The organism is Nonomuraea rosea, assembly GCF_039539705.1.
In the GTDB taxonomy this organism is placed as follows: Bacteria; Actinomycetota; Actinomycetes; order Streptosporangiales; family Streptosporangiaceae; genus Nonomuraea; species Nonomuraea rosea.
Genome location: NZ_BAABDQ010000003.1, coordinates 719,532 through 743,232, shown reverse-complemented (window position 1 = coordinate 743,232; position 23,701 = coordinate 719,532). Strand labels below are relative to the sequence as shown.

The 23,701-nt window shown below is 71.2% G+C and carries 20 protein-coding genes; 7 read left to right on the top strand and 13 right to left on the bottom strand.

Going from position 1 to position 23,701, the window contains the following annotated elements; all coding sequences use genetic code 11:
* Nucleotides 1–7: 7 nt before the first annotated feature.
* Entirely contained in the window at nucleotides 8–1,030 is a 1,023-nt protein-coding gene (locus tag ABEA43_RS10865; RefSeq protein WP_345560758.1) for a MinD/ParA family ATP-binding protein, read from the bottom strand.
* Nucleotides 1,031–1,513: 483 nt separating this feature from the next.
* Here ABEA43_RS10865 and ABEA43_RS10860 point away from each other — a divergent pair, with 483 nt between their 5' ends.
* Entirely contained in the window at nucleotides 1,514–1,690 is a 177-nt protein-coding gene (locus tag ABEA43_RS10860; RefSeq protein WP_345560757.1) for a hypothetical protein, read from the top strand.
* A 141-nt stretch (nucleotides 1,691–1,831) separates the two neighbouring features.
* On the opposite strand, the gene ABEA43_RS10855 is transcribed toward ABEA43_RS10860, so the two are convergent.
* Nucleotides 1,832–3,529 carry an acyl-CoA dehydrogenase family protein gene (locus ABEA43_RS10855; protein ID WP_345560755.1) on the bottom strand — a complete coding sequence of 566 codons (1,698 nt, stop codon included), beginning with the start codon at nucleotides 3,527–3,529 and terminating at the stop codon, nucleotides 1,832–1,834.
* Between the two features lie 31 nt (nucleotides 3,530–3,560).
* Here ABEA43_RS10855 and ABEA43_RS10850 point away from each other — a divergent pair, with 31 nt between their 5' ends.
* Entirely contained in the window at nucleotides 3,561–4,277 is a 717-nt protein-coding gene (locus ABEA43_RS10850) for a PaaX family transcriptional regulator C-terminal domain-containing protein (RefSeq protein WP_345560754.1), read from the top strand.
* 16 nt (nucleotides 4,278–4,293) lie between these two features.
* Here ABEA43_RS10850 and ABEA43_RS10845 read toward each other — a convergent pair whose 3' ends face one another.
* The 3 genes from ABEA43_RS10845 to ABEA43_RS10835 all read right to left on the bottom strand — a co-directional run bounded on the left by ABEA43_RS10845 (nucleotide 4,294) and on the right by ABEA43_RS10835 (nucleotide 7,530).
* A complete protein-coding gene (locus ABEA43_RS10845) occupies nucleotides 4,294–5,307 on the bottom strand; it encodes a hypothetical protein (RefSeq protein WP_345560753.1) in 1,014 nt (337 codons plus the stop codon).
* Between the two features lie 79 nt (nucleotides 5,308–5,386).
* Nucleotides 5,387–6,784 carry a glutamate-cysteine ligase family protein gene (locus ABEA43_RS10840; RefSeq protein WP_345560751.1) on the bottom strand — a complete coding sequence of 466 codons (1,398 nt, stop codon included), beginning with the start codon at nucleotides 6,782–6,784 and terminating at the stop codon, nucleotides 5,387–5,389.
* A 35-nt stretch (nucleotides 6,785–6,819) separates the two neighbouring features.
* Entirely contained in the window at nucleotides 6,820–7,530 is a 711-nt protein-coding gene (locus tag ABEA43_RS10835) for an SDR family oxidoreductase (RefSeq protein WP_345560750.1), read from the bottom strand.
* A gap of 114 nt (nucleotides 7,531–7,644) precedes the next feature.
* Between ABEA43_RS10835 and ABEA43_RS10830 the strand changes: the two genes are divergently transcribed.
* Both ABEA43_RS10830 and ABEA43_RS10825 read left to right on the top strand, forming a co-directional pair.
* Nucleotides 7,645–8,475: a helix-turn-helix transcriptional regulator gene (locus ABEA43_RS10830; RefSeq protein WP_345560749.1), complete on the top strand. Its 831-nt coding sequence runs from the start codon at nucleotides 7,645–7,647 to the stop codon at nucleotides 8,473–8,475.
* Nucleotide 8,476: 1 nt separating this feature from the next.
* Complete coding sequence (locus ABEA43_RS10825) at nucleotides 8,477–9,514, top strand: zinc-dependent alcohol dehydrogenase family protein (RefSeq protein ID WP_345560747.1); 1,038 nt, start codon at nucleotides 8,477–8,479, stop codon at nucleotides 9,512–9,514.
* Here the strand turns inward: ABEA43_RS10825 and ABEA43_RS10820 are convergent.
* A complete protein-coding gene (locus tag ABEA43_RS10820) occupies nucleotides 9,492–9,968 on the bottom strand; it encodes a carboxymuconolactone decarboxylase family protein (RefSeq protein WP_345560746.1) in 477 nt (158 codons plus the stop codon). The two genes, ABEA43_RS10825 and ABEA43_RS10820, sit on opposite strands and share 23 nt — an antisense overlap.
* A gap of 159 nt (nucleotides 9,969–10,127) precedes the next feature.
* On the opposite strand from ABEA43_RS10820, the gene ABEA43_RS10815 reads away from it, so the two are divergent.
* Nucleotides 10,128–10,733, top strand: a complete 606-nt coding sequence (locus tag ABEA43_RS10815; protein WP_345560745.1) for a response regulator — start codon at nucleotides 10,128–10,130, stop codon at nucleotides 10,731–10,733.
* Between the two features lie 19 nt (nucleotides 10,734–10,752).
* Here ABEA43_RS10815 and ABEA43_RS10810 read toward each other — a convergent pair whose 3' ends face one another.
* The 6 genes from ABEA43_RS10810 to ABEA43_RS10785 all read right to left on the bottom strand — a co-directional run bounded on the left by ABEA43_RS10810 (nucleotide 10,753) and on the right by ABEA43_RS10785 (nucleotide 20,122).
* Nucleotides 10,753–12,726, bottom strand: a complete 1,974-nt coding sequence (locus tag ABEA43_RS10810; RefSeq protein WP_345560744.1) for a prolyl oligopeptidase family serine peptidase — start codon at nucleotides 12,724–12,726, stop codon at nucleotides 10,753–10,755.
* Entirely contained in the window at nucleotides 12,723–14,423 is a 1,701-nt protein-coding gene (locus ABEA43_RS10805; RefSeq protein WP_345560743.1) for an ATP-binding cassette domain-containing protein, read from the bottom strand. Before ABEA43_RS10805 ends, ABEA43_RS10810 begins: the two co-directional genes overlap by 4 nt.
* Nucleotides 14,420–16,177 (bottom strand): ATP-binding cassette domain-containing protein, encoded by a 1,758-nt coding sequence (locus ABEA43_RS10800; protein ID WP_345560741.1) that lies wholly within the window; start codon nucleotides 16,175–16,177, stop codon nucleotides 14,420–14,422. The genes ABEA43_RS10805 and ABEA43_RS10800 overlap by 4 nt, the downstream gene beginning before the upstream one ends.
* A gap of 75 nt (nucleotides 16,178–16,252) precedes the next feature.
* Nucleotides 16,253–16,384 (bottom strand): SapB/AmfS family lanthipeptide, encoded by a 132-nt coding sequence (locus ABEA43_RS10795; RefSeq protein WP_345560739.1) that lies wholly within the window; start codon nucleotides 16,382–16,384, stop codon nucleotides 16,253–16,255.
* Nucleotides 16,385–16,387: 3 nt separating this feature from the next.
* Complete coding sequence (lanKC, locus tag ABEA43_RS10790; RefSeq protein ID WP_345560737.1) at nucleotides 16,388–18,955, bottom strand: class III lanthionine synthetase LanKC; 2,568 nt, start codon at nucleotides 18,953–18,955, stop codon at nucleotides 16,388–16,390.
* Nucleotides 18,956–19,045: 90 nt separating this feature from the next.
* Nucleotides 19,046–20,122: a sensor histidine kinase gene (locus ABEA43_RS10785; RefSeq protein ID WP_345560736.1), complete on the bottom strand. Its 1,077-nt coding sequence runs from the start codon at nucleotides 20,120–20,122 to the stop codon at nucleotides 19,046–19,048.
* A gap of 240 nt (nucleotides 20,123–20,362) precedes the next feature.
* Between ABEA43_RS10785 and ABEA43_RS10780 the strand changes: the two genes are divergently transcribed.
* Nucleotides 20,363–21,331 carry an aldo/keto reductase gene (locus ABEA43_RS10780; protein ID WP_345560735.1) on the top strand — a complete coding sequence of 323 codons (969 nt, stop codon included), beginning with the start codon at nucleotides 20,363–20,365 and terminating at the stop codon, nucleotides 21,329–21,331.
* A 48-nt stretch (nucleotides 21,332–21,379) separates the two neighbouring features.
* Nucleotides 21,380–23,059, top strand: a complete 1,680-nt coding sequence (polX, locus tag ABEA43_RS10775) for a DNA polymerase/3'-5' exonuclease PolX (protein WP_345560734.1) — start codon at nucleotides 21,380–21,382, stop codon at nucleotides 23,057–23,059.
* Nucleotides 23,060–23,208: 149 nt separating this feature from the next.
* On the opposite strand, the gene ABEA43_RS10770 is transcribed toward polX, so the two are convergent.
* Nucleotides 23,209–23,460 (bottom strand): hypothetical protein, encoded by a 252-nt coding sequence (locus tag ABEA43_RS10770; RefSeq protein WP_345560733.1) that lies wholly within the window; start codon nucleotides 23,458–23,460, stop codon nucleotides 23,209–23,211.
* Between the last annotated feature and the right edge of the window lie 241 nt (nucleotides 23,461–23,701).

Sequence of the window (23,701 nt, the reverse complement as noted above, 5' to 3'; positions counted from 1 at the left end):
TTCCTCCTCAAGCCGCGAGTGAGCGGCGACCGGCGGCGGGGAAGGCGTCGCCGACGGTGGCGGCGAGCACTAGGTAGGCGTCCCGGGTTTCCTCGGTCAACCGGTCGAGGTCGCCTTCGGAGTCTTCCTCCAGATGCGGGTCGAAGGGGATCTCGACGACCGCGCGGCATCGCTCCCCGAAGTAGGCACGCAACGCGTCCAGGTCGACCGTCGACTTACTGCGCGGCCGCACGCTGGAGAGCACCACGGTCGCCGTCTTCACGAGGTCGGAGTGGTCGTGGGCGTGCAGCCAGTCCAAGGTCGCCTCGGCCGACCGGGCTGCCGCCACCGACGGGGAGGTCACCAGCACGATTTGGTGCGACAGCACGAGGATGCTCGACATCGCCGAGTGCAGGAGCCCGGTGCCGCAGTCGGTGATGCTGATCGAGTAGTACTGCTCCAGCAGCCGGGCCACCTCGCGGTAGTCGTCCGCGCTGAACGCCTCGGAGACAGCGGGGTCCCGCGCGGACGCAAGGATCTCCAGCCGGTTGGACAGCGATTGGGAGGTGAAGGCTCGCACGTCGGCATAGCGGGGATTGGAGAAGGTCCGCAGCTCGGTCAGCAGTTCGCGGACCGTGGCGGCGGTCTCGACCCTGACCCGGTCGGAGAGGGTGCCTCTGTCCGGGTTCGCGTCCACCGCGATCACTCTGTCGCCGCGGATGGTGGCCAACGTGGCGCCGAGCCCGACCGTGGTCGTGGTCTTCCCGACGCCGCCCTTCAAGCTCAGGACGGCGATGCGGTGGTGGCCGTCGGAAACGGGCGCCATCACCCGCCCCTTGAGGTCCCGTTGCCGCAGCGCCTTCGGGGACTCCCCCGGATGGATCAGCCCTCCGGTCGAGCGGTAGACGAGGCGCCGCCATCCGTCAGACGGAGCGTGCCGCTTCCCGCGCAGCAACATCTCGGGCGAGAGCCGGTCGATCGTGCTCGGTCGTGGGAGCCCCACCGTGGGGTCATCGTCCTCGTACGGCGAGACCGCGCTGTCCTCGGTCATCCGGCCTCCCGGTGGCTACGGAGCGTATGCGAGCCAGGAGTACCGCCATTCAAAGATTGATAAACATCTCTCCATCTGCGGTTATCCAATGGATGCCCGCTCACGCCTCCGATAATCCCCAAAGCATCAAACCGAGCAATTAAGCATTAACCACCCTAAAAGTCACGCCTTTAAGCCTGCTCTCTAGAGAGTTTGGTTACGTTCTGAAATACATACTGGTCAGGGCTACCCACCCCCTTGCACTTTGTCCGACTCCCGACTTACTCTCCCCATGCACACGGCTGACTCCTCAGAGTCAAATATGGGGTGATTACGGTGGCTCGCCCGGCTATGAGACGGCATGCGACTCTCCTGGTATTGCTGAGCATCGCCTCATTGGCGAGCTGCTCCACTACCAAGGGCGCAGTCCTTCCGCCCCGTAGTTCGCCCCCACCATGGCCGGACGTAGGGGTCCCTGCCTCGGTCCTGTATCACGCTCGCTACGTGTTGCATCGCGTCGCCGATCACATCCAGCTCAACGAATGGACCCGCAGCACTAACGAACGCCAGGAGTTAAACGAGGAACTTGCGAGGGCGTTTCGCCAGGATGCCATGCGTATTGATGCTGTTCTGCAATCCCTGCCTGGAACGCAACCGCCCGACCTGCCAGATGCGGCGTAGCCTCTGGTCGGGAGACGAGTGCTACCTGGGCCACTCCCCATAGATCGTGACCCTGAGTAGTCGAACTCCCTCCGGTCTGCGCCCCACATCCACACCGCTTCATCTCTCTGGCGGAACAGCGGCGGATTTGATGATCCAATATCAGGCGATGAACGCGCCCGAGAGAAGATCGTCGAAGCGCTCCAGCTCCTCCGAGGGACGGTCGATGCCACGCAGTGGACCATGATCCACGAGGTGCGCTTCGACGTAGAGCCGGGCCACCAGGGCCTTGCGGGAACCGTACTCGGAGCGCTCTTCCCAGCCCGCCTGCTCAACCAGCAGAGCCGCCGAGTAGACGTCCGCCATGAGCTGGGCCAGCGGAAACAGCCTCGCCTCGGCGGTAACCGGGTCGAGTCCAGACCAGACGGTGATCGCCTTGCGGAGGTCGTCGATCCGGCCGCGGACGAGGTCGGCCGTGGCCGAATCGCTCGACGGAGCCTGGTCGACAGCAGCGGCCAATCGATCGAGGAAATGCTCGTGGGCGTTCTCGCGGAGCATCGCTCGCCGTACATCGAGGCAGAGAATGTTGTCCCCGCCCTCCCAGATCGGGTTGACCTGGGCGTCGCGCAGGAGCCTGGCCACGGGCCACTGCTCGATGTAGCCGTTGCCGCCGTGCACCTCGATCGCGTCGCTGGCCGCCGTCACCCCGAGCCGGGCGGCCCGCAGCTTGATCAGGGCGGGCGCGAGGCGCAGCCGCGGGCCCACGAGCCCGTCGAACACCATCGCCTGCGCGGCCTCGACCTCGACGATCAGCTCGCTCAGCTTGCGGCGCATCAGGGGCTGCTCGATGAGCGGCCGCCCGAACGCCTCGCGGGCCCCGGCGTAGCAGATCGACTCCACCAGCGCGCGCCTGGCCACGCCGACGCCCATCATGGCCACGCCCAGCCTGGAGGCGTTGGTGAGCTTCATCATGGTGCCGAGCCCCGAGCCGGATCCCTGGCCGGCCAGCAGGAACGCCTCCGCCTGCGCGAACTCGACCTCGGCCGACGCGACGGACCTGGTGCCGAGCTTGTCCTTGAGCCGCCGGATCCGTACGCCGTTGCGGGTGCCGTCCCGCCGCTCCCAGAGCACCAGGAACGGGGCCACGGCCCCGTCAGGGAGCCGGGCGAGCACCACGAACGCCGACCCGTTGGCGTTGGAGGCGAACCACTTGAACCCGGACAGCAGCCACGACTCGCCGTCGGGCACCGCCGCGGCCTCCAGCGCCGCCAGGTCGGAGCCGCCGGTCCGCTCGGTGAACATCTGAGCGGCCTCGCCGGAGTAGAACCCGTTGGCGAAGATCTCCCGCACCCGATCGCGTACGTCCTCGGGCGCGTACTTCTCCGCCAGGGAGACCACCATGTCACCGCCCGTGCCGAGCGCGCAGCCCATCCCGACGTCGGCCTGATCGAGCAGGTACGTCCACGCCGCCGCGAGCGCGGCCGGGTTCGCCCCGTTCGCGCGGGCCTGGCCGGCGAAGGAGGGCGAGGTGAAGTTGTTCTCCATGAGCGCCCGCCTGGCGGCGTGGAACGACGGCGGCATGACGACCTCGCTGACGTCCCTGCCCCACTTGTCGTACTTCTCCAGTCGCGGCGGGTTGCGGTCGGTCTCCTCGGCGCACTCGGCCACCAGGCCGCCCATCAGCGCGCCGAGCTTGTCCAGGTACGGCTCCGCCCAGGCGAAGCCCTCGCCCAGGTGGCGCCGCATGAGAAGTCGCAGCGTGGGATCGCAGCGCCACCAGTTACGCCCGGCCGCGCCCTGATAGCGCTCGGTGGCGTAACGGTCACTGCGGTCGAAAGGTTCGATGAGATAGCGCCCCATACTCGCGAGTGTTACATATACTCAACACGCGATGGAAGAGCGTAATGGTCTCAGTGCCAGATCGGCCGTGCTGAGCGCACTGCTGGGCAGCCACCCGCCCCGCCTGTCGGCCCGCCACCTGGTGCGCATCGGCGCGCTGTTCGGGATCGCCGAGGGCACCGTTCGCGTGGCATTGTCACGGATGGTCGCGGCCGGCGACCTGCTGCAGTCGGGCGGCCGCTACACGCTGTCGGAGCGGCTCGTCGAGCGCCAGACCAGGCAGGACGAGAGCCGCGACCCGCACACGAAGCCGTGGGACGGCACGTGGGAGGTGGCGGTGGTCACCGCGGAGCGGCGCGCGCCCGCCGACCGGGCCGCGCTGAGGCAGGCGATGACCATGCTGCGCCTGGCCGAGCTGCGCGAGGGCACCTGGCTGCGCCCGGCCAACCTGGTGCGCGCATGGCCGGAGATCGTCACCGCGCAGTGCACGCTGATCGACGGCCGCCCGCACGGGGACCCCACGGACATGCTGTGGGACCTCGACGGCTGGGCCGCCGAGGCGCACCGGCTGGAGCGGGCGCTGGATCGCGCGGACGGGCTGGCGGAGGGCTTCCTCGTGTCGGCCGCCGTGCTGCGCCACCTGCTCGCCGACCCGCTGCTGCCGGACGAGCTGCTCCCGGCCGGGTGGCCGGGGACGGAGCTACGGGCCCGGTACGACGACTTCGACCGCCGCTACCGCGAGGTCCTCTTCCTGCATCTCAAGGACTGAGCACGCGCCGAGAAGGTCAGAGCGCGACGCCGAAGATCACTCGCTTGTCCTTGAACTCGGTGACGCTCCACAGCTTGCCGCCCTGCACGGTCAGGTCCTCGGGCCCGATCGGGAACGGCCTGGTCTGCAGCGTGTCACCGGCGTGGACGAGCAACTTGCCGTTGGCGGTGGAGTCGGTGGCCTGGCTCAGGTACCACGTGCCGCCCCGCGAGACCGCCCCCTGGATCTTGGGGTGTCCCAGCACGAAGGCGTCGCTGGGCTCGCCGCCGGCGAACGGCAGATCCCAGCGGCCCACCCATCCGCCGGGACTCTTCTCCCGGTATTCGCCGGTGATCAGCTGGGGCGTCCCGCCGCTGCGGTCGATCGACACGAACGAGAAGTGCGGCCCGGCCTGCACGACCCGCCAGAGGTCGGTCTGCGGGACCACGTAGCGGTAGCCGAACGCGTGGAACTTGCGCCCGTGCCGGCCGATCCGCTTGGCGTCGCCCAGGTCGTTCTGGGCGGTGCGCAGGTCGAGCAGGTTGCCGAGGTCGAAGACGCGCAGGCCCTTCTCGGTGTCGGCCACGTAGAGCAGGTCGCCGTATGCCGCGATGCCGCCCGCGTGAATGTTGATCGGCCCGTACGAGCCGTCCGGCTTGGCCTCGACCAGCAGCGCGTGCTGGTACTTCAGCGACTTGGGGCTCGCGAAGGACACCCGGATCCCGCGCTCGCCCGCCCCCGGCTTGAAGTACCAGCTCACCATGAACACCGGCACGCCGATGGAGCCGGAGTCCTCCCCGCAGGTCAGGCCCTGCGGATACCAGTCGGTGGTGTCCTGGTCCCTGTCGTCGAAGGCGTACCACTCGGACGGCTTCGGCTTCATGGACCCGAGCGCGCCGGCCGCCCCCTTGCTCCGCAGGTTCCTGTTGGCGCTCGCCAGCAGGGCCTCGACCCCCGTGGCGCCGATCTCGCCCGCCAGCTTGGCCGCCCCTTCGGCCAGGTCGCCCGTCTCCTGCCGCAAGGCATAGGGGGCCTTGTCTGTCGGAACCATCCCCGTTGCCGCCATTTGTCCCTCGCTTTTCCGTCTCTTGACTCTATTTTGACGGATCGCGTGCGGCCTATGTTGGCGATCAATCCCACAAATGAACCGGCAGCCCCGACAATGCCCGTTCGCGGTATTCGCGTACCAGCCGCTCCCGGTCCCCGTCGTAGCGCGCCAGCGCCTCGCGCTGCCACACCGCGCCGGTGCGGCGCAGCCGGGTGCGCTGCGCGATCACGTCCAGCGCGCGGTCGGCGTCGTTCGCCGCCACCCCGGCGGCGAGCAGCCCGGCGCGCGCCTCGGGCAGCAGGCGCAGCACCAGGTCCGCCGCCTCGAACTCGCCGTCGAGCCCCGGCCAGGAGAGCTTGGCGTCGAGTCCCTGCATGGCCGCCCGGTAGAAGTTCTGGTACGCCTCCGCGAACTTGTAGCCCGTCAGGTCCCGCTCGGCCTGCGACAGCGTGAGCCCGAGGAGGAACGCCGTGTTCGCCGCCATGTCCGCGCACGAAGGCCCCGCCGGCAGCGCGCGCATCTCGATCCGCAGGTGACCGCCGTCGGCCGGGTCGTAGACGGGCCGGTTCCACTGCCAGATCGTGCCCTGGTGCAGCCGCAGCTCCGGCACCTCGTGCCGCTCGGCGTCGTCCGACATATCCGGCATGACGGGGTCGTAGTCCCGTACGTACCGCTCGAACAGCTCGTACGCGCCCTCCCGCACCCAGTCCGAGCCGAACGTGACGCGCCCGTCCCTGCGCTCGCGCCGCTGCACGTCCCGGTCGTCGGCGGCCTCCTCCATCAGCGCGATCCGCGTCTCCTCCCAGAGCTGCCTGCCCAGGAAGAACGGCGAGTTCCCGCAGGCGGCCAGCACCGGGCCGATGGCGAGCTGGGCGGCGTTGAACAGGCGGGCGAACCGCTCGGGCGGCGTGCGGATGTGCACCTGCCAGGAGGTGTTGGCGCTCTCGAGGATCACGTCCTCCACGGACAGCTCCAGGTCGTCGATCTTGACCAGGAACGGTTCGAGCCGGAGCCGCCTGATGCCCCTGCTCATGGCCCGGTAGCGGTTCTGGTCACTGATGGCGCCCAGCGTGAAGTCCTCGGTGCTGAGCGTGGGCAGGATGCCGATGGGCAGCGCGCCGCCGCCCTCGACGGCGGCGTCCACCTTGGTGATCGTCTCCTGCACCTCCGCGCTCATCACCTCGAAGGGGTTGCCCGCCAGCGGCGTCGGGGTCAGGTTGACCTCGATGTTGAAGCGGCCCAGCTCCAGGACGACGCGGGGGTCGTCCAGCGTCTCCTGCACCTGGCTGTTGTGCGGCAGCGGCCGGCCCTGCTCGTCGATGAGGAACAGCTCCAGCTCCGCGCCGATCGTGGCCGGACCCTGCCCGAAGCCGGGGGTATCGAGCAACTCGCGCAGGACCGCGAGCTGCTCCTGGATGCGCTCACCGAAGCGGGCGTACTCCGCTTCGGTAAAGCGCTCTTTATCGAGATCTCGTCCCATCACCACCTTCTGTCCTTTTTGTCAGCCTTGACACCTCACCAGGGGAGGTCGCCCGCATCCTCCAGGTAGCCACCGGTCGGGCCGTCCGCGCCGATCGTCGCGAGCCGTACGGCGATCGCCGCCCCCTGCTCGGCCGTGCGGAATCCGGTGTGGTGGTTGAGGTCGGTGGCGCAGTAGCCGGGGTTGGCGGCGTTCACCTTGATCGGGGTGTCCATCAGCTCCTTGGCGTAGCTGACGGTGATCATGTTGAGCGCCGACTTGGAGGAGTTGTAGGTGATGTAGTTGGCGTCCCAGTAGGGGGTGCTCCGGTCCATCGCGAGGGTCAGCGAGCCGAGCTCGCTGGACATGTTCACGATCCGGCCGGCCTCGGAGGCGCGCAGCAGCGGCAGCATCGCGTTGGTCACGGTGACCACGCCGAACACGTTCGTCTCGTAGACCTCCCGGAGCGCCTGCGCCGGCGTGCCGCTGGGCGCGGGCGCGGACAGGCTGCCGGCGATCCCGGCGTTGTTGACCAGGATGTCCAGCCGGCCGTACTCCTGCTCGATCCACTTGGCCGCGGCGGCCACGACGGCCTCGTCCGTCACGTCGATCCGCACGTACGGCAGCCCGAGCTTCTCACCGGCGGCCCGCCCGCGCTCCTCGTCGCGCGCCCCGATGATCGCGGTGACGCCCTGCTCGGCGAGCAGCCGCGCGATCTCGAAGCCGATTCCCTTGTTGGCGCCCGTGATGAGGGCAATCTTCGTCATGGGGACCACGTTCGCCCAGGTGACGGCAGGTCCGGGAGAGACCTGCAAAGGCTGGGATCGGCAGTACCACCCACCCGTCGCCCATCATCGCCGCAGGTCACCGATGATGGAGGCATGAACCGCGACGAACTTGCCGATTTTCTGCGCAGCTGGCGCGCCCGCGTCACCCCGGCCGAGGTGGGCCTGCCGAACGGGGAGCGCCGTCGCACGCCGGGCCTGCGCAGGCAGGAGGTGGCGCAGCTGGCCGGCATGTCGATCGACTACTACATCCGGCTGGAGCAGGCCAGGGGCCCGCATCCCTCCAGGCAGGTGCTCGGCGCGCTGTCCAGGGCCCTGATGCTGAGCCAGGACGAGCGCGCCCACCTCTTCCACCTGGCGGGGCAGCAGCTCGACGCGCCGCGGATCAGGGAGGACGTGCCCGGCAGCCTGCTGCACCTGATCGCGTTCCTGGAGGAGGTGCCCGCCTACGTGCTGGACGCCAGGTACGACATCCGCGCCTGGAACCCGGTGGCCGGCGCCCTGATGGGCGACCTCGACAGCCAGCCCCCTGACCAGCGCAACGTCATCCGCTGGGTGTTCATGTCCCCCGACATCGCCGAGCATCTCACCGACGAGGAGAAGGGCCGCTTCGCCCGCGCCTCGGTCGCCGACCTGCGCGCCGCGGCCGGCCGCTACCCCGACGACCAGCAGCTCCAGGCGCTGGTCACGGAGATGCGCGGGCTGAGCCGCGAGTTCGCCGAGCTGTGGGACAGACACGAGGTCCAGGTGCGCAGGGAGCAGCGCAAGCGGATCACGCATCCGGTGGTCGGCTTGATCGACGCGATCTGCCAGGTCATGGCGGTTCCCGACCGCGACGATCTCCGTCTCGTCCTGTACACCACAGAACCTGGGTCACCCTCGCACCAAGCCTTGCGCGAGCTGCGGCAATTGACCCTAAGCTCATGAGATGCGAGCGGTTGCCTTTGACATCTTCGGTGGAGAGCTCGACGTGCGCGAGCTGCCCGACCCTTCACCCGCCCAGCACGGAGCGGTGATCAGAGTCGAGGCTACGGGGCTTTGCCGCTCCGACTGGCACGGCTGGCAGGGACACGACTCCGACATCAAGGTCCTGCCGCACGTGCCGGGGCACGAGCTGGCGGGGGTGGTCGAGTCCGTCGGCTCCGATGTGCGCGGCTGGCTGCCAGGCGCGCGCGTCACCGTCCCGTTCATCTGCGCCTGCGGCTCCTGCCCGTCCTGCGCCACCGGCGACCAGCAGGTGTGCGAGCGCCAGACCCAGCCGGGCTTCACCCACTGGGGCTCCTTCGCCGAGTACGTCGCCATCGACCACGCCGACGTCAACCTGATCGCGATCCCCGAGGACATGGCCTACGCCACGGCGGCCGGGCTCGGCTGCCGCTTCTCCACCGCCTTCCGCGCCGTGGTGCGGGTGGGCCGGGTACGGCCGGGCGAGTGGGTGGCGGTGCACGGCTGCGGCGGCGTGGGCCTGTCGGCCGTGATGATCGCGACGGCGGCGGGCGCCCGGGTGGTGGCCGTGGACATCAGCAGCGACGCGCTGCACCTGGCCGAGCTGGCCGGGGCCACGCACTTCGTCAACGGCTCGGCCGGCGACGCGGCGGCCCAGGTCAGGGAGCTGACCAGAGGGGGCGCACACGTCTCGATCGACGCGCTGGGCAGCCCCCAGACGTGCGCCGCCTCCATCGAGAGCCTGCGCCGCCTGGGCCGTCACGTCCAGGTCGGCCTGCTCCCCGGCGGGCCCACACCCGTGCCGATGGACCGGGTGATCGGCTACGAGCTACGGCTGCTCGGCAGCCACGGCATGGCCGCGCACGCCTATGCGCCGATGCTGGAGATGATCAGGGCCGGGATCCTGCACCCCGACCAGCTCGTCACCCGCACGATCGGGCTCGCCGACGCCGGCAAGGCGCTGGCCTCGATCGGCTCGGTGCCGGGCGTCACGATGATCACTCCTCGATCTCCACTCTGAGCGTCCTGAGCACGAGCGCCAGCATGCCGTAGTGGGCCACGAGCATGACGAGCTCGATCCTGCCCACCTCGTCGTAGCGGTCGCAGAGCGCCGCCCACGTGGCGTCGGTCAGGTCGCCGGCGTAGTGGAGGTCGTCGGCCACCTGGAGCACGAGTCGGTCCTCGACCGACCAGAGGGCGTCGAGCTGGCGTACCGACTCGATCTCCATGTCGGACAGGCCCGCCTCGCGGGCCAGGCGGGTGTGCTGGGCCCACTCGTACGCGCTGTCGGTGTGGTACGCCGTCCGCAGGATGGCCAGCTCACGGTCGCGGGCCGGCAGCGTGCCGTCGAGCAGCACCCCGCCGAACCGCAGCCAGGCCCGGTAGAGCCGTGGATGGCGGGCCAGCGTGGCGAACACGTTGTAGGGGTTGGCCTTCGTGAAGTCGTCCCACTCTTCCGGGGGAAGGGGCCGCACGCGAGGATCCATGGTCGTAAGCATCCCCCCAAATAAGCGGGCGATAGCGACACCTTTTGTCTGACGCCTCTATACAAGGACTTTTCACCACCCGGTCAATAGGTCAGGATTGGGGGGCCCGCAGACGTTGCAAGCCCGTCGACCGCAAGGACGCGCACGGTGATTCGAACGTTGCTCGCTGAGGACATGCACCTGGTACGCGGGGCGCTCGTGGCGCTGCTGGCCTATGAGGAGGACATCGAGGTCGTCGCCGAGGTCGAACGCGGCGACCGCATCCTGGCCGCGGCGCACGCCTGCCGCCCCGACGTCGCGGTGATCGACATCGCGCTGCCCGGCAAGGACGGTCTCACCGCGGCCGGCGAGCTGCACGAGAAGCTGCCTGACTGCGGGGTGCTCATCCTGACCGGCGTGGGCACGCCCGGCCTGCTCAAGCGGGCGCTCGACGTGCACGTGCGCGGCTTCATGGCCAAGGACGCGCCGCCCGGCCAGCTGGCCGACGGCATCCGCAGGGTGGCCGAGGGCGAGCGGGTCATCGACTCGGAGCTGGCGATCGCGGCCATGCGGCCCGCCGAGGCGCCGCTGACGCAGCGCGAGCTGGACGTGATCGGCGCCGCGGCCGGCGGGGCGTCGATCGGGGAGATCGCGGCGGCGCTGTACCTGGCCGAGGGGACCGTACGGAACTATCTGTGCCGGACCACGGCCAAGCTCGGGGCGCGCAGCAGGATCGACGCGATCCGCATCGCCAGGGAGTCCGGCTGGATCTGAGCCCGGCCCATCCGGGGCGTCAGGACGTGTGCGCGGCCAGGAAGGCCAGGACGTCGGCGGCCAGCCCGACCGAGCGGCTGACCGCCCGGGCGCCGTGCCCCACGTCCGGCTCATGCCTGAGCAGCACCGTCCGGTCGCTGCCGGTGGCCCACTGGAGCGCGGCGCACATCTTGCGCGCGTGCATCGGATCCACCCGCGTGTCCTCCGCCGAGACGGTGAAGAGCGTCGCCGGATAGTCCGTGCCCTTGGCGACGTGGTGGTAGGGCGAGTAGGCCAGCAGCCAGCCGAGCTGCTCGGGGTCATCGGGGTCGCCGTACTCGCCGGTCCAGGCGGGGCCGAGGCCGCTGTGGTGGTAGCGGGCCATGTCGAGCAGCCCGGCCGAGCACACCGCGGCGGCGAACAGGTCGGGCCGCTGGGTGATCGCCGCGCCGACGAGCAGGCCGCCGTTCGACTCGCCCCAGATGCCGAGCTGCTCCGGGGTCGTCCAGCCGTCGGCGATCAGCTTCTCCGCCGCCGCCACGAAGTCGTCGAACACGTTCTGCTTGCGATCCAGCATGCCGTCCCGGTGCCAGGACTCGCCCTCCTCGCCGCCGCCCCGCAGGTTGGCGATGGCCAGCACACCGCCGGACTCGACCCAGGCCAGGGAGTCCGCGGCGTAGCCGGGGGTGAGGGGGATGCCGAAGCCGCCGTACCCGCTGAGTATCGCCGGCCGGGGGCCGCCGTCCGACGGCAGCGCGACGACGACCATGCGGACGCGGGTGCCGTCGGCCGAGTCGTACTCGACGTGGTGGCTGCGCGCGTCGGGCAGCCAGACCCGGCCCGGCGCGGCCGACCAGGGGGTGGTGGCGTCCGTACGGGCGTCGTAGCGCCAGATCTCCACGGGCGTGACCGCGTCGGTGTAGGCGAACCACGCCTCGGAACCGGCCTCGGGGCGTGAGGTGAGCGCGGCGATCGTGCCGCTGCCCGGCAGCGGCACGGTGCCCAGCCGCTCCCCCGTGCGGCTGTGGTGCACGGCGATCTCGCCGACCGCGTGGCGCGTCCTGGAGACGAGGAGCCGGTCGCCGTCGAGCACCGTGAACGCGCCCAGGACCGCCTCCTCGTCCTCGGGCACCAGCTCCCGCCAGACGTCGGGCGCCTCGGGATCGGCCACGCAGAGCCGGCGTCTCGGGGCGTCCCGGTCCGTGAGCAGGTACAGGCGTCCGTCGCAGGCCACCGCACCCGCCGTCCTGGCGTGCGCCCCGTCCTGCACGGGACGCGGGCTGAGCTCCGCCGGATCGCCGGTCACGTCGGCCAGCCAGAGGGACGTGCCCGATCCGGTGCCGGCCGCGATCGTGAGCCAGCGGCCGTCCGCGCTGATCTGGACGCCGTACGAGATCGGGCCCCTGGTGAACACCGGCACGTCGGCCGCCTCGCCGATCCTGTGCAGGTGCACACCCGCACGGAAGCGCACGTAGTAGAACGCCTCGCCGCCGGGCAGCCAGGCCACCGCGGAGTACCGGCAGCCGCCGATGGGCCCGTCGACGACGGTCCCGGTGGCGATGTCCCTGACGTAGAGGTCCGCCTGCTCGTCGCCGCTCCTGGAGATCTGGTACGCCAGGCGCCGCCCTTCCAGGTCGGGCTGCCAGTCGTCCAGCGTGGTGAGCCCCGTGGGGTCGAGGTCCATGGGGTCCAGGACCACGCGGTCGTCGCAGTAGAGGACCGGGTGCTCCTGGGAGGTGGACTGCCACAGGTGGAAGCGCCTGCTGCCGCGCCACACGGGCGGGGTGACCAGCCCGGTGTCGCTGAGCTCGGTGAGCCGGGCCAGGAACCGCTCCCGCCCGGGCAGCTTGGCGGCGTGGTCGCGCCAGAGCTGGTCCTGGGCGGTCAGCCAGGTCTCCGTGCGGGGGTCGAGGGGGTCCTCCAGCCAGCGGTAGGGGTCGTCGATCGCGTGGCCGTGGTGATGGGCGGTGAGGGGAAGGCGTTCGGCGAGCGGATAGCTGTCTGGAAATTTCATGACACGGGCTCCGGGTGCCAGTGGCCGGCCAGGTCCGCGTACAAGGGCGAGGTCCTGACCAGCTCGTCGTGGGTGCCGATGGTGACGGTGGGGCCGTCCATGAGCAGGATGCGGCGGGCGCGCAGCGCGGAGGTCAGGCGGTGCGCGACCACGATGAGCGTGCCGCCGCGACGCGCGAACGCGCTCTCCGCCCGCGCCTCCGCGGCGGGGTCGAGGTGGCATGTGGCCTCGTCCAGGACGACGAGGGGCGCGGGGGCGAGGTAGGCGCGTACGAGGGCGATGAGCTGGCGCTGCCCGGCCGACAGGGCCACCGGCTCGACGACGGCCGCGTACCCGCCCAGCTCGGCCACCAGCTCCCCGGCGCCGAGTGCCGCGACGGCCTCGTCCAGCGCGGTGGCCGGCGCGTCCTCCCGGAGGTAGGCGAGGTTCTCCATGAGCGTGCCGCGGAAGACGTACGCCTCCTGGGGGATCAGCACGCGGACGGCGGGGTCGAGCCGGTCGGCGGGGATGCCCCCGACCAGCGCCGCACCGCTCTGGGGCCGGAGCATGCCGCTGATGAGCGCGGCCAGCGTGGACTTGCCCGCGCCGCTCGGCCCCACCACCGCCAGGTGGTCGCCCTCGGGGACCGCGAGGTCGAGGCGGTCGAGGACGGGCGCGGAGTGCGGCCCGTACGCGAAGGTGACGCCGTCGAGCCGCACGTCGCAGGAGAAGGGCCGGATCCTGGGCCGGGACGGCGCGGGCGCCGGGACCGCGCCCGCGATCCGCCCCAGCGTGGCGGCGAGCCGGACGCCGCTCACGCCGAGCCCCTGCACCAGGCCGCCGAGCGCGGGTGCGAGGGACTGGGTGACGTACGCGAGCGCGCCGACCACCACCCCCGCCCCGAGTCCGCCGCTCATCAGCCACGGAGTGCCCGCCAGCACGAGGACGACGGGCAGCCAGCCGCCCACGGCGAGTGCGGCGGTGCGGACGGCGGTCACCCCGGCCAGCGCCCGCGCGGCGGCGGCCTGCTCGCCGGCCTGCCGCCCGAGCCTGGACGCGACGCGTTCCTCCAGGCCGCACGCCTCGATGTCGCGCAGGCCGCCCGCCATGGCCGTCATCGACTCGGTCAGATGCTCGTCGGCCATCAGGAACGCCCGCTGCCGCCGCGCCAGCGCGGGCAGCGACGCCAGGAACAGCCCGAGCCCGGCCACGAACGGCGGCAGCACCAGCACGAGCAGCAGCGGGGCCAGCGTCAGCAGCCCCAGCAGCACGCTGATCACCGTGAACACGAACCCGCGCACGGTCGTGACCACCGCCGCGAAGGCGTCCCTGGCCAGCTCCACCTGGAGCCCTGCCCTGGCCACCGCGGCGCTGTCGATGCGCGTGGACGGCTCGCGCCGCAGCGCCCCTTCGACGACGTGGGTCAGCAGGTCGTCGCGGAACGGCTCGGCCACCGCCGCCACGGCCAGCACGACCTGGCGCGCGGCCACCGCGGCGGCCAGCCACGTGACGGCCAGCGCCGCCAGCCAGCCCAGCCCCACGAGCGGCTCCCCTTGGGCGAACCCGTCCTCGATGGCCCGCGCGATCGCGTGCCCGACGAGGAACGCGGGGCCCGCCTCCAGCACCGACCAGAGGCCGATCCTGACGAGGACGCGCGGCCTGCGCCGCAACGCCCGCCAGAACCCGATCCCGTCCCGTTCCCGGCCCGATGCGCTCATGTCTCCCCCTGGAAAACCGCGCGGTAGGCGGGGTCCTGCCACAGCGTGTGGTGCGGCCCCCGGCCGCGCACTTCCCCGTCCGCGAGCCAGACGACCTGGTCGGCGCGGGCGGCGGTGGCGAGCCTGTGCGCCGCGATCAGCCGGGTGCGGCCTCCGTGATCGGCGGTGAGTGCCTGGCCGACCTGGCGTTCTGTGACGGTGTCGAGGCTGGAGGTGGCGTCGTCGAGCACCAGCAGCCGCTCTCCTTGGGCGAAGGCCCTGGCCAGGCCGATCCGCTGCCGCTCGCCGCCGGACATCGGCGCGTCCTGCAGCGGCGTGCCGTAGCCGAGGGGCAGCCGCCGGATGAACGCGTCCGCGCACGCCGCCCCGGCGGCGCCGGCCACATCCGCCGCTCCCATCGAGTCGGCCGCATCCCCCGCCGCGATCGGTCCGGCCGTGTCCGCCGCTGCGATCGGTCCGGCCGCATCCCCCGCTGCGATCGGTCCGGCCGTGTCCGCCGCTGCGATCGATTCTCCGACGGTCTCGCCGACCAGCACCGGGCGTTCGAAGGCGTACCCGATGGCGCGGCGCAGCTCCGCGCGCGTCAGTTCGCCCAGCGGGACGCCGTCGAGCAGGACCGTCCCGCGCTCCGGGTCGGCCAGCCGGCCCGCCAGCGCGGCCAGCAGGGACTTGCCGGAGCCCGACCGCCCCACCACGGCCGTCACGGAGCCGCCGGGCAGCGTCAGGTCGCCGACGGCCAGGCCGTTCGCGGTCACGTCGCGGAACTCGACCGTCCCAGGACCGGGCGGGAGCGTCCGCGTGCCGTGCGCGACCGGGGTCATGGCGAGGACCTCGGCGACCCGTTCCGCCGCGGCCCGTGCCCTGGCCAGGCCGCCGACATGGCCGAGCGCCGTGCTCAGGGCCGCGCCGAGCACGGCGTAGCGGGCGGCGGCGTACAGCTCGCCGATCGTCAGGTCTCCCGCGGCGAGCATGAACCCGCCGGCGATCAGCACCACCACCTCCAGCAGCGGCACCACCACGCCCGCCTGGATCGCGGCCCCCGCGTTGGCCCGCCACAGGGCCAGGCCGTGCGCGCGCAGCCTGGGCAGCGGCGCCAGCACGCGCCGCGCCTCCTGGGCGGCGGTCCCGGCCGCGGCGATCGTGCGGGCGCCGTCCATGGCGGCCACCAGCCGCGCGGCGATCTCGCCCTGTACCTCCTGGTACCCACCGGCGATCACGGTCGTCGCACGGAGGAAGGCGCGCAGCGCGAAGAGGATGACGACGATGCCCACGCCGAGCGTCAGCGTCAGCACGGGCGCGATCAGCGTGAGCGCGACCAGCGCGCCCGCCGTGGGCACCAGCAGGGCGAGCGCGCTGGTCACCGTCTCAGGCGCCCGGCCCGCCTCCTCGGCGTTCAGTCCCGCCCGGGTGACGAGCTCGCCTTCGGGAAAGCGGCGGACGGCCGCGTGACCGGTGCCGAGCACGTGGCGCAGGACGCCGAGCCGCAGCCTGGCCGCCGCGTGGGCGCTGCTCGCGCCGCGGGCCCAGACGCCGATGCTCTCGCAGAGCATGACGACGGCGATGACGGCCACGCAAAGCGCCAGCCAGGGAGTGCTTCCTGGCTGGCGCGAGACGAGGACGTCCACGGTGCGGCCGATGAGGTAGGGAACGGCCAGCTCGCCGGCCGCGCCCGCGACCGCCGTGACCGCCAGCACGGCCGGCCAGGGGCCGCCGCGCCGTATCGTGCCGGTCAGCAGCCGGTCACCTGCCCGCACCGCGCGCCTCCTCACGGGTAGAGTTCGTGGTGTCCCCGCGCCGACTCCTACGGCACGGGGACCGAGATCACGCGATCAGTGGCAGAGTGCGACACTGAGGTTGCTGGGATGCCCGGAGTGGCATGAGAGAACGGTGAGCGTGCTGCCGCCGCTGGCCACGTCGCTGGCCGCGGGAGCCTCAAGACCCTGCAGGTCGAGAAGTACCATGTGTTACACCTCCTTCCAGGTCTCATCAGAGGTAGGCCGCTCGGGTGCGGCCTCCAGGAACGGCAGGCGGCATGGCTGGTCTCCCAGCGCCGCGCCGAGGGCGAAGAGCACGCCCGCCGTTCCGGTCGCGAAATCCATGGAGAGGCGCAGCAGCTGGTCGCCGGGGAACGCCAGTCCCCCGCCGTACGGCAGCGCGTGCCACCTCAGTCCCTTCACCTGGCTGTCCGCCCCTGCGGGGAAGGCGGCGATGATGCCCGCGCGCCCGGTGAACAGCCCCGGCTGCACGAAGAACCCGGCCCGCGCGACCAGCCGCAGCTCCGCCAGCGCCGTCGCGAGCTCCTCGTCGGGCCGGTGCGCCAGATAGCGCTCCAGCACCAGGGCGATGCCGGCCGAGCCCTCGTCCAGGTACGGCAGCAGCCGCCAGCCCTGGTTCACCTGGAGCGAGCCGTCCTCGGAGTGCCGGCAGCGCCGCAGGTCCTGTTGGAGCGCGGTGTGCGCCAGGTCGAGCAGGGCGCGGTCGCCGGTGTGCTCGTACGCGCGCAGGAACAGCAGCGCGGGTCCCGACGAGCCGTGCAGCAGCCCGGCCCGCGGGTTGGCGCCGCCGCTGATCTCGGACACGGGCCCGCCGAGCCGCTCCGCGCAGATGTCCACGGCGCGCAGGGCCGGGCCGGTGCGGCCGGCGTCGAGGAGGTTCAGCCCGATTCCGGACAGGCCGGAGAACAGCGCCGACTCCAGGAGGTCCCATTTCTCGCGCAGGCAGACGTCGATCAGGTCGTCGGCGTCCTGGCGGTGCCCGAGCAGGCGGAGCACGTACGCGATGCCGTGCAGCCCGTCGTAGAGTCCGAGGCCCGAGCCCTGGGCCGGGCGGAGCGCGCGTTCGCGTAACCAGCTCTCGTACTCGGGGAAGGGCCCCAGGCCCGCGCGGGAGAGTGCGAACAGCACGCCGGCCGCGCCGTGGGCCAGGTTGAGCCCGCCGCCCGGCCGGAACTGGGCCACGTCCCCCGGGAACAGCCGGTCGTCCCGCTCGGGGGTCGCGCTCGCCACGATGGCCCGGCACATCGCGTCGCGGAGCTCGGGCCAGGTCGCGGTGCCCGGCATGGGCACGGCGCGCTCCCACGCCTGCTCCGAGATGGTCCGGACGGCTTCGTCCACCATGGGCGCCGGCACGGGGAACGTCTCCTTGACGATCTCCCCCAGGTGCGCCACCTTCGTCCGGTGCAGCGGCAGCATGATCGTGCACTGCGGCGCGAACAGGCCGAGGCGCAGGCAGGCCAGCGCGTACCTGTCCACGTCCACGCCCTGCCGGTCGGCGGGCGCGGCGAACGCGGGGTGCGCGAGCGCGGCGCGGGCCCGGTCTCCGGCGAGCGTGGCGACCTCGTAGTCGATCAGCGCCACCCGGCCGTCGTCGGTCAGCAGGATGTTGTCCGGGTGCAGGTCGCCGAAGACGACCCCGCGCTCGTGCAGCGACTCGACGGCCTCCTCGACGGCCCGCAGCGTCTCGGCCGCCCACGCCGTGTACTCGGCGAGGTCCTGGTCGGTGCAGGTGGCGCGGGTCAGCGGGTAGCGGTGCACCAGCCGCCGCTGGAGCGGCGTGCCGTCCACGAACTCCTGTACGAGGAAACGGTGCTCGCCCAGCGTGAAGAAGCCGCGCGGCTCGGGTGAGGCGGGCAGCCCCGCCAGGCGCTCCAGGATGTCGCGCTCGTGCTCGATCCTGGCGACCGCGTCCCGTCCCGCCGCGTCGAGCCCGGCGTGCGGCCTGGCCTCCTTGAGCACCACCTGCTCCCCCGTACGCGTGTCCCGTCCCAGGTAGACGCCGCCGCCGTTGGAGAAGTGCAGGACGCTCTCGATCTCGTACGGCACCCCGCCCAGCGTCACGGCGTTGCGCGCGGCCAGATGGGGCTCCAGGAACGCGGGCAGCGTCGTCCACGGCGGCACCGAGAACGTGGCGCCGCGCACGTCGGGCACGAGCCGCCCGTCGCCGTCCTCCAGGGCCAGCACCCGCTCGCCGGCGGCGGACAGGCAGTGCCGCTCGGCGAAGCCGCCGTACCTGACGAACAGGGGGCCGGCGCCGTAGCGCAGGTCGCTGAGGATGTACGGGCCCCGCACGCCGCCCAGGAGCTCGCCGAGCTCTTTGAGCACGAGTTCGAGCTGGCCTTCGTCTCTGGGATAAACGGTGATGAGTTTTCCGCTGGACGCCCTGGAGGCGGCCTTGGAGTTCACCATGACGAGCACCGGGAGCCCGCGCAGGAATTTGAACGCGATTCCCTTCGGCACACAGTAATCCCAGACGGCGGCGATGGCCTGGTCCGCGTCCTCCACCCGGGCCGACACGTGAATCTTCCAGCCCTGGGCCGGCAACGGCGGCTCGTTGTCGGGGACGTAATAGCACCAGGTGTCGGTCACCGCGTTCGACCAGCCGGGGGGCGTCGGCCTGCGCAAGATGGAGAAGTCGGCGTCCTCGGCCGTGCTGTGCTCCAGAGAGTCGTAGAAGCACGGATCCGTTAGGCAATAAAGCTCGTACTTGTCCATCTGGCGGGCCTCCAAGGCGATGTCCTTAGAGACTGACGCCATTGGCGGCGGCAGGCTAGTTACATGCGGCATTACCGCACCGTGCCTATATAATGTGCATTTGTGCGTTCCTCACAATAAACCAGGTGACGATTATTTCTTTCGTGGGGCGTACACGCTGAAGGTGAACTGGCCGGTCCGCGAGGACGTCGCCTCCAGCCAGCCGCCGAGGCTGGAGACGCGCTCGGCCAGGTTCAGCAGGCCCTGTCCCGCGTCGCCCGGGCGGCGCGGCGGGCGCACGCCGTCGTTCCTGATCGTCAGGCGGACCATCTGGTCGCGTTCGAGGAGATGGATGGAGCATTGGCGGGCCTCGGCGTGCCTGAGCACGTTCGTGACGCCTTCGCGCAGGGCGTGCGTGAGCGCCTCCTCGACGTCCTCCGGCAGGTCGCGGCAGGACACCTTGATCTGGCAGCGGACCCGTGCCGACTCCAGCAGTGTCCGCGCCGAGCCCAGCTCGGCCGCGAGCGAGGAGCTGCGCAGGCCGTGGGCGACGGCCCTGACGTCCGCCGACAGGCTGCGCAGCAGCTCCAGCGTCTGGCTCACCTCGTCGCCCGCCCGCTTGTCCTCCTCCGCCACCAGCCGCTGCACGAGCTGCGCCTTCAGCACCAGCACCGTGAGCCGGTGGCCGACGAGGTCGTGCAGATCGCGGGTGAAGCGGCGGCGCTCCAGCTCGACCGCCTTGCGCATCACCTCCGTACGCTCCTTGCCCAGCTCCCTGGCCCGCGCCGCCAGCGTCACCAGCGCGTACTCGACCAGGCCCACCAGCGGGCTCACCAGCGCCCAGCCGTGGTGGACCAGCGACGGCGCGGGGGCGGCCAGCACCACCAGGCCGCAGGCCAGCGCCAGGACCGCCAGCACGATCGACCGGAGCCGGCCGGCCATCACCAGCAGCGCGCCCGCGAGCAGCCCGCACACCGGCGTCCACGCCGCCCCGAACACCGTCAGCGGCACGTACGTCAGCCACGCCTGCACGGCCACGATCCACCACGAACCGGCCCGGCGTACCGGAGTCTCCAGCACGAACCTGACGTGCAGCCCGATCAGCACGAGCAGCGTCGCCGCGCCCTCGAGCGCCATCCCCGACCCGGCGAGCCCGACCTGCACCGGCACCGTCAGACCGATGACCCCCGCCACCAGCCCCAGCCCGCCGACCCAGCTGGAAGTGGACAAGAGCTCCAGTTTGGAACGTGCCCAACGAACGGATCCCCGATGCGTTTGCTCCACCTCACCCCCGTGCTGTGCGGTCGGCTCCGCGAGGTGCCCGCCTCTCCCCGGCGTTGCCCCGCGCTCTCGTGCCTCTAATCGACCCGATCAGGCTCTCCCCTGTAAAGGTCGTTTCCGCTTTCGGACAAGCCTGACTTCCCGTTGGAAAGGCAGTTAACCAGTACATACGCCTCTATCGTGGACGTTATGGACTACACACGACTTGGCACCACGGGCTTGCAAGTTTCACGCGTCTGCCTCGGCATGATGAGCTACGGCGATCCGGCGCGGCAGGAGTGGGCGCTGCCGCAGGATCAGGCCGAGCCCATCATCCGCAGGGCCGCCGACGCGGGCGTGACGTTCTTCGACACCGCCGACGTCTACAGCGAGGGCGAGAGCGAAGTCGTGACGGGCAACGTGCTGCGCGGGATCTTCCCCAGGCGCGAGGACTACGTGCTGGCCACCAAGGTGTACTTCCCCATGAGCAAGCGGGTGAACGACCGTGGCCTGTCGCGCAAGCACATCCACGCCGCCATCGACGACTCGCTCCGCCGGCTCGGGACCGACCACGTCGACCTCTACCAGACCCATCGCTGGGACGACGAGACGCCCATCGAGGAGACCATGGAGGCGCTGCACGAGGTGGTCAAGGCGGGCAAGGCCCGCTATATCGGCGCGTCGAGCATGTGGGCCTGGCAGTTCGCCAAGGCGCAGCACGCGGCGGAGTCCAACGGGTGGACGAAGTTCGTCTCGATGCAGAACCACTACAACCTCCTCTACCGGGAGGAGGAGCGCGAGATGCTGCCGCTCTGCGCCGACCAGGGCGTGGGCGTCATCCCGTGGAGCCCGCTGGCCCGGGGCGTGCTGGCCAGGGCGGGCGCGGCGACGGCGACCGCCAGGACGGGGTCGGACGAGCGCATCGACGCCCTGTACGACCCGGAGAACGACAAGCTCATCCTCGACCGGGTGGCGAAGGTGGCGGCGGATCGCGAACTGCCCGCCGCGCAGGTCGCCCTGGCGTGGCTGCTGCACCAGCCGGGCGTCACCGCGCCGATCGTCGGGGCCACGAAGAACCGGCACGTGGACGACGCGGTGGCCGCCGTGTCGGTGACGCTGTCGGAGTCGGAGCTGGCCTTCCTGCAGGAGTTGTACCGGCCGCGTGAGGTGCGCTTCTGACCGCCTCGTCTTTTCTTAATTGTCGGCCCGGGATCCTAAGGTAAGGGCATGCGGGCAAACGAGGACGCGGCGGCGGCGCTGCAGGAATACGCGGAGCTGTTCGCGCTCTGCGGCGGCGACGCCTTCCGGGTGCGGAGCTATCAGAAGGCGGCCAAGGCGATCGCGGGCTTCCCCGAGGACATCTCGGTCGCCGACGTGCGCTCCGTCCCAGGGGTGGGCGAGGCGATCGCCAAGAAGATGGAAGAGTTCCTGCAGCGCGGGAGCTTCCGGCAGCTCGACGACCTGCGCGGCCGGGTGCCCGAGGGCGTGCGCAAGCTGACCAAAGTGCCGACGCTGGGGCCCAAGACGGCGATCATGCTGTTCGAGGACTACGGCATCGACTCCCCCGTGGCGCTGAGCGAGGCGATCACCTCCGGCCGCCTCGACGGCGTCAAGGGCCTTGGCCCGAAGACGCTGGCCAACCTGCTCAAGGGCGTCGAGCAGCTGGAGCAGTCCGGCCGCCGGGTGCACATCGGCGTGGCCATGTCGCTGGCCGAGCAGGTGATGGGGTCGCTGGAGGCCGAGCGCATCGCCTATGCCGGGTCGCTGCGGCGGATGAAGGACACGATCGGCGACATCGACGTCCTCGCGGTCGCGCCCGAGTCCATCATGACCGCCTTCCGCGCGCAGCCCTACGTCGCCGAGGTCATCGCGGCCGGCGACAAGAAGACCTCGATCCGCACCACGTCCGGCATCCAGGTGGACCTGCGCGTGGTGCCCGCCGAGTCGTGGGGCGCGGCGATGCAATACTTCACCGGCTCCAAGGAGCACAACGTCACCATCAGGGAGATGGCGGTGAAGCGGGGCTGGAAGCTGTCCGAATACGGGCTGTACGAGGGCGAGCGGGTGATCGCCGCCGAGTCGGAGGAGGACATCTACGCCGCCCTCGGCATGCAGTTCGTGCCGCCGCCGATGCGGGAGGACGGCGGGGAGGTCAAGGCGGCGCTGAAGGGCGAGCTGCCGGAGCTGGTGGAGCTGGCCGACCTCAAGGGCGACCTGCACACCCACACCGACCTGACGGACGGGATCGCGTCCCTGGAGGACATGGTGGCGGCCGGGCACGCGCGGGGCTACGCCTACTACGCGGTCACCGACCACGCGCCCGACCTGACGATGCAGCGGATGACCCTGGACAAGGCGCTGGAGCAGCGGGAGCAGGTGGCCGAGCTACAAGGGAAATATCCCGACATGCGGCTCCTGCACGGCACCGAGCTCAACATCGCCCCCGACGGCTCCGTGGACTGGCCGGCGGAGGTCCTGCGGGGGTTCGACGTGTGCGTGGCGTCCGTGCACTCCCATTTCGGGATGTCCAGGGACGAGATGACGCGCCGGTTCATCACGGCGTGCGAAAACCCTTACGTCGACATCATCGGGCACCCGACGACCCGGAAGATCGGCAAGCGCCCTTCTGTCGATGCCGACTGGGACGCCGTCTTCCGGGCCGCCGCCCGTACAGGGACGGCCATGGAGATCGACTCCTACCCTGACCGCTCGGACCTGCCGTCGGATCTGGTGCGGCTGGCCAAGCATCATGGGGTGAAGTTCTCGATCGACAGCGACTCGCACGCGATCCCGCATCTGGCGCACCAGCGGTACGGGGTGGGGATCGCGCAGCGGGCGTGGCTGACGACGGAGGACGTCATCAACACGTGGCCGGTGGAGCGGCTGCTGTCCTTCCTCGGACGCTGACCCCACTTCCGAGCTCACCAACTTCAGGCCGCCCCCTCCGGGCTCACCGCTCCAGGCCGCGTGCCCTCCAGGGCCACCACCACGAGCTGCGTCCTCGGGATCGGGTAATAAGGGGCCTCTCCGGGCTGGCACATGACCTTTCACCGGCTTCACCCGCCCCAGGGCTGGAGCCGATCGCGCCAGACCCAGAGGCCCTCGTGGTCGCCCTGCTTGAGCCGTACCCAATGCTCGGGTCCGCGCCCTCGGGCGGCGCAGGTCGCCTTGACCGGGTCGTCGGAGGCCGGCAGTTCGCCCCGCGCCCGATACTTCTTGCCCGGACCCGACCTGACCGGCGCCGGGTCGTCCGCGATCACCACGTAGCGGCAGGTCTCGGCCTGCAGCCCATACGGCGCGACGGCCACCGGCCGAGCCGACCCAGCCCTCGCGCCGGCCGGGTAGGCGCTGACCGGACGGACACCTGGCGAGCCGGCCAGATGAGCGCTGACCGAACGAGCACCGGCCAGATGAACGTTGGCCGGACGGCCGCCAACCCGATGGCCACCGGGCGGACGAGCGCCGTCCCGATGGACACCAGGTCGATGGACGCTGGCCAATCGGGCGCTGATCCGATGGGCACCGGTCATCTGGGCTCGCGCCAGATGC

Coding starts and splice junctions, on each gene's coding strand:
- ABEA43_RS10865 (WP_345560758.1), bottom strand. CDS start 1,030: ATGACCGAGGACAGCGCGGTCTCGCCGTACGAGGACGATGACCCCACG.
- ABEA43_RS10855 (WP_345560755.1), bottom strand. CDS start 3,529: ATGGGGCGCTATCTCATCGAACCTTTCGACCGCAGTGACCGTTACGCC.
- ABEA43_RS10850 (WP_345560754.1), top strand. CDS start 3,561: ATGGAAGAGCGTAATGGTCTCAGTGCCAGATCGGCCGTGCTGAGCGCA.
- ABEA43_RS10845 (WP_345560753.1), bottom strand. CDS start 5,307: ATGGTTCCGACAGACAAGGCCCCCTATGCCTTGCGGCAGGAGACGGGC.
- ABEA43_RS10840 (WP_345560751.1), bottom strand. CDS start 6,784: ATGGGACGAGATCTCGATAAAGAGCGCTTTACCGAAGCGGAGTACGCC.
- ABEA43_RS10835 (WP_345560750.1), bottom strand. CDS start 7,530: ATGACGAAGATTGCCCTCATCACGGGCGCCAACAAGGGAATCGGCTTC.
- ABEA43_RS10830 (WP_345560749.1), top strand. CDS start 7,645: ATGAACCGCGACGAACTTGCCGATTTTCTGCGCAGCTGGCGCGCCCGC.
- ABEA43_RS10825 (WP_345560747.1), top strand. CDS start 8,477: ATGCGAGCGGTTGCCTTTGACATCTTCGGTGGAGAGCTCGACGTGCGC.
- ABEA43_RS10810 (WP_345560744.1), bottom strand. CDS start 12,726: ATGAAATTTCCAGACAGCTATCCGCTCGCCGAACGCCTTCCCCTCACC.
- ABEA43_RS10805 (WP_345560743.1), bottom strand. CDS start 14,423: ATGAGCGCATCGGGCCGGGAACGGGACGGGATCGGGTTCTGGCGGGCG.
- ABEA43_RS10795 (WP_345560739.1), bottom strand. CDS start 16,384: ATGGTACTTCTCGACCTGCAGGGTCTTGAGGCTCCCGCGGCCAGCGAC.
- lanKC (WP_345560737.1), bottom strand. CDS start 18,955: ATGGCGTCAGTCTCTAAGGACATCGCCTTGGAGGCCCGCCAGATGGAC.
- ABEA43_RS10780 (WP_345560735.1), top strand. CDS start 20,363: ATGGACTACACACGACTTGGCACCACGGGCTTGCAAGTTTCACGCGTC.
- polX (WP_345560734.1), top strand. CDS start 21,380: ATGCGGGCAAACGAGGACGCGGCGGCGGCGCTGCAGGAATACGCGGAG.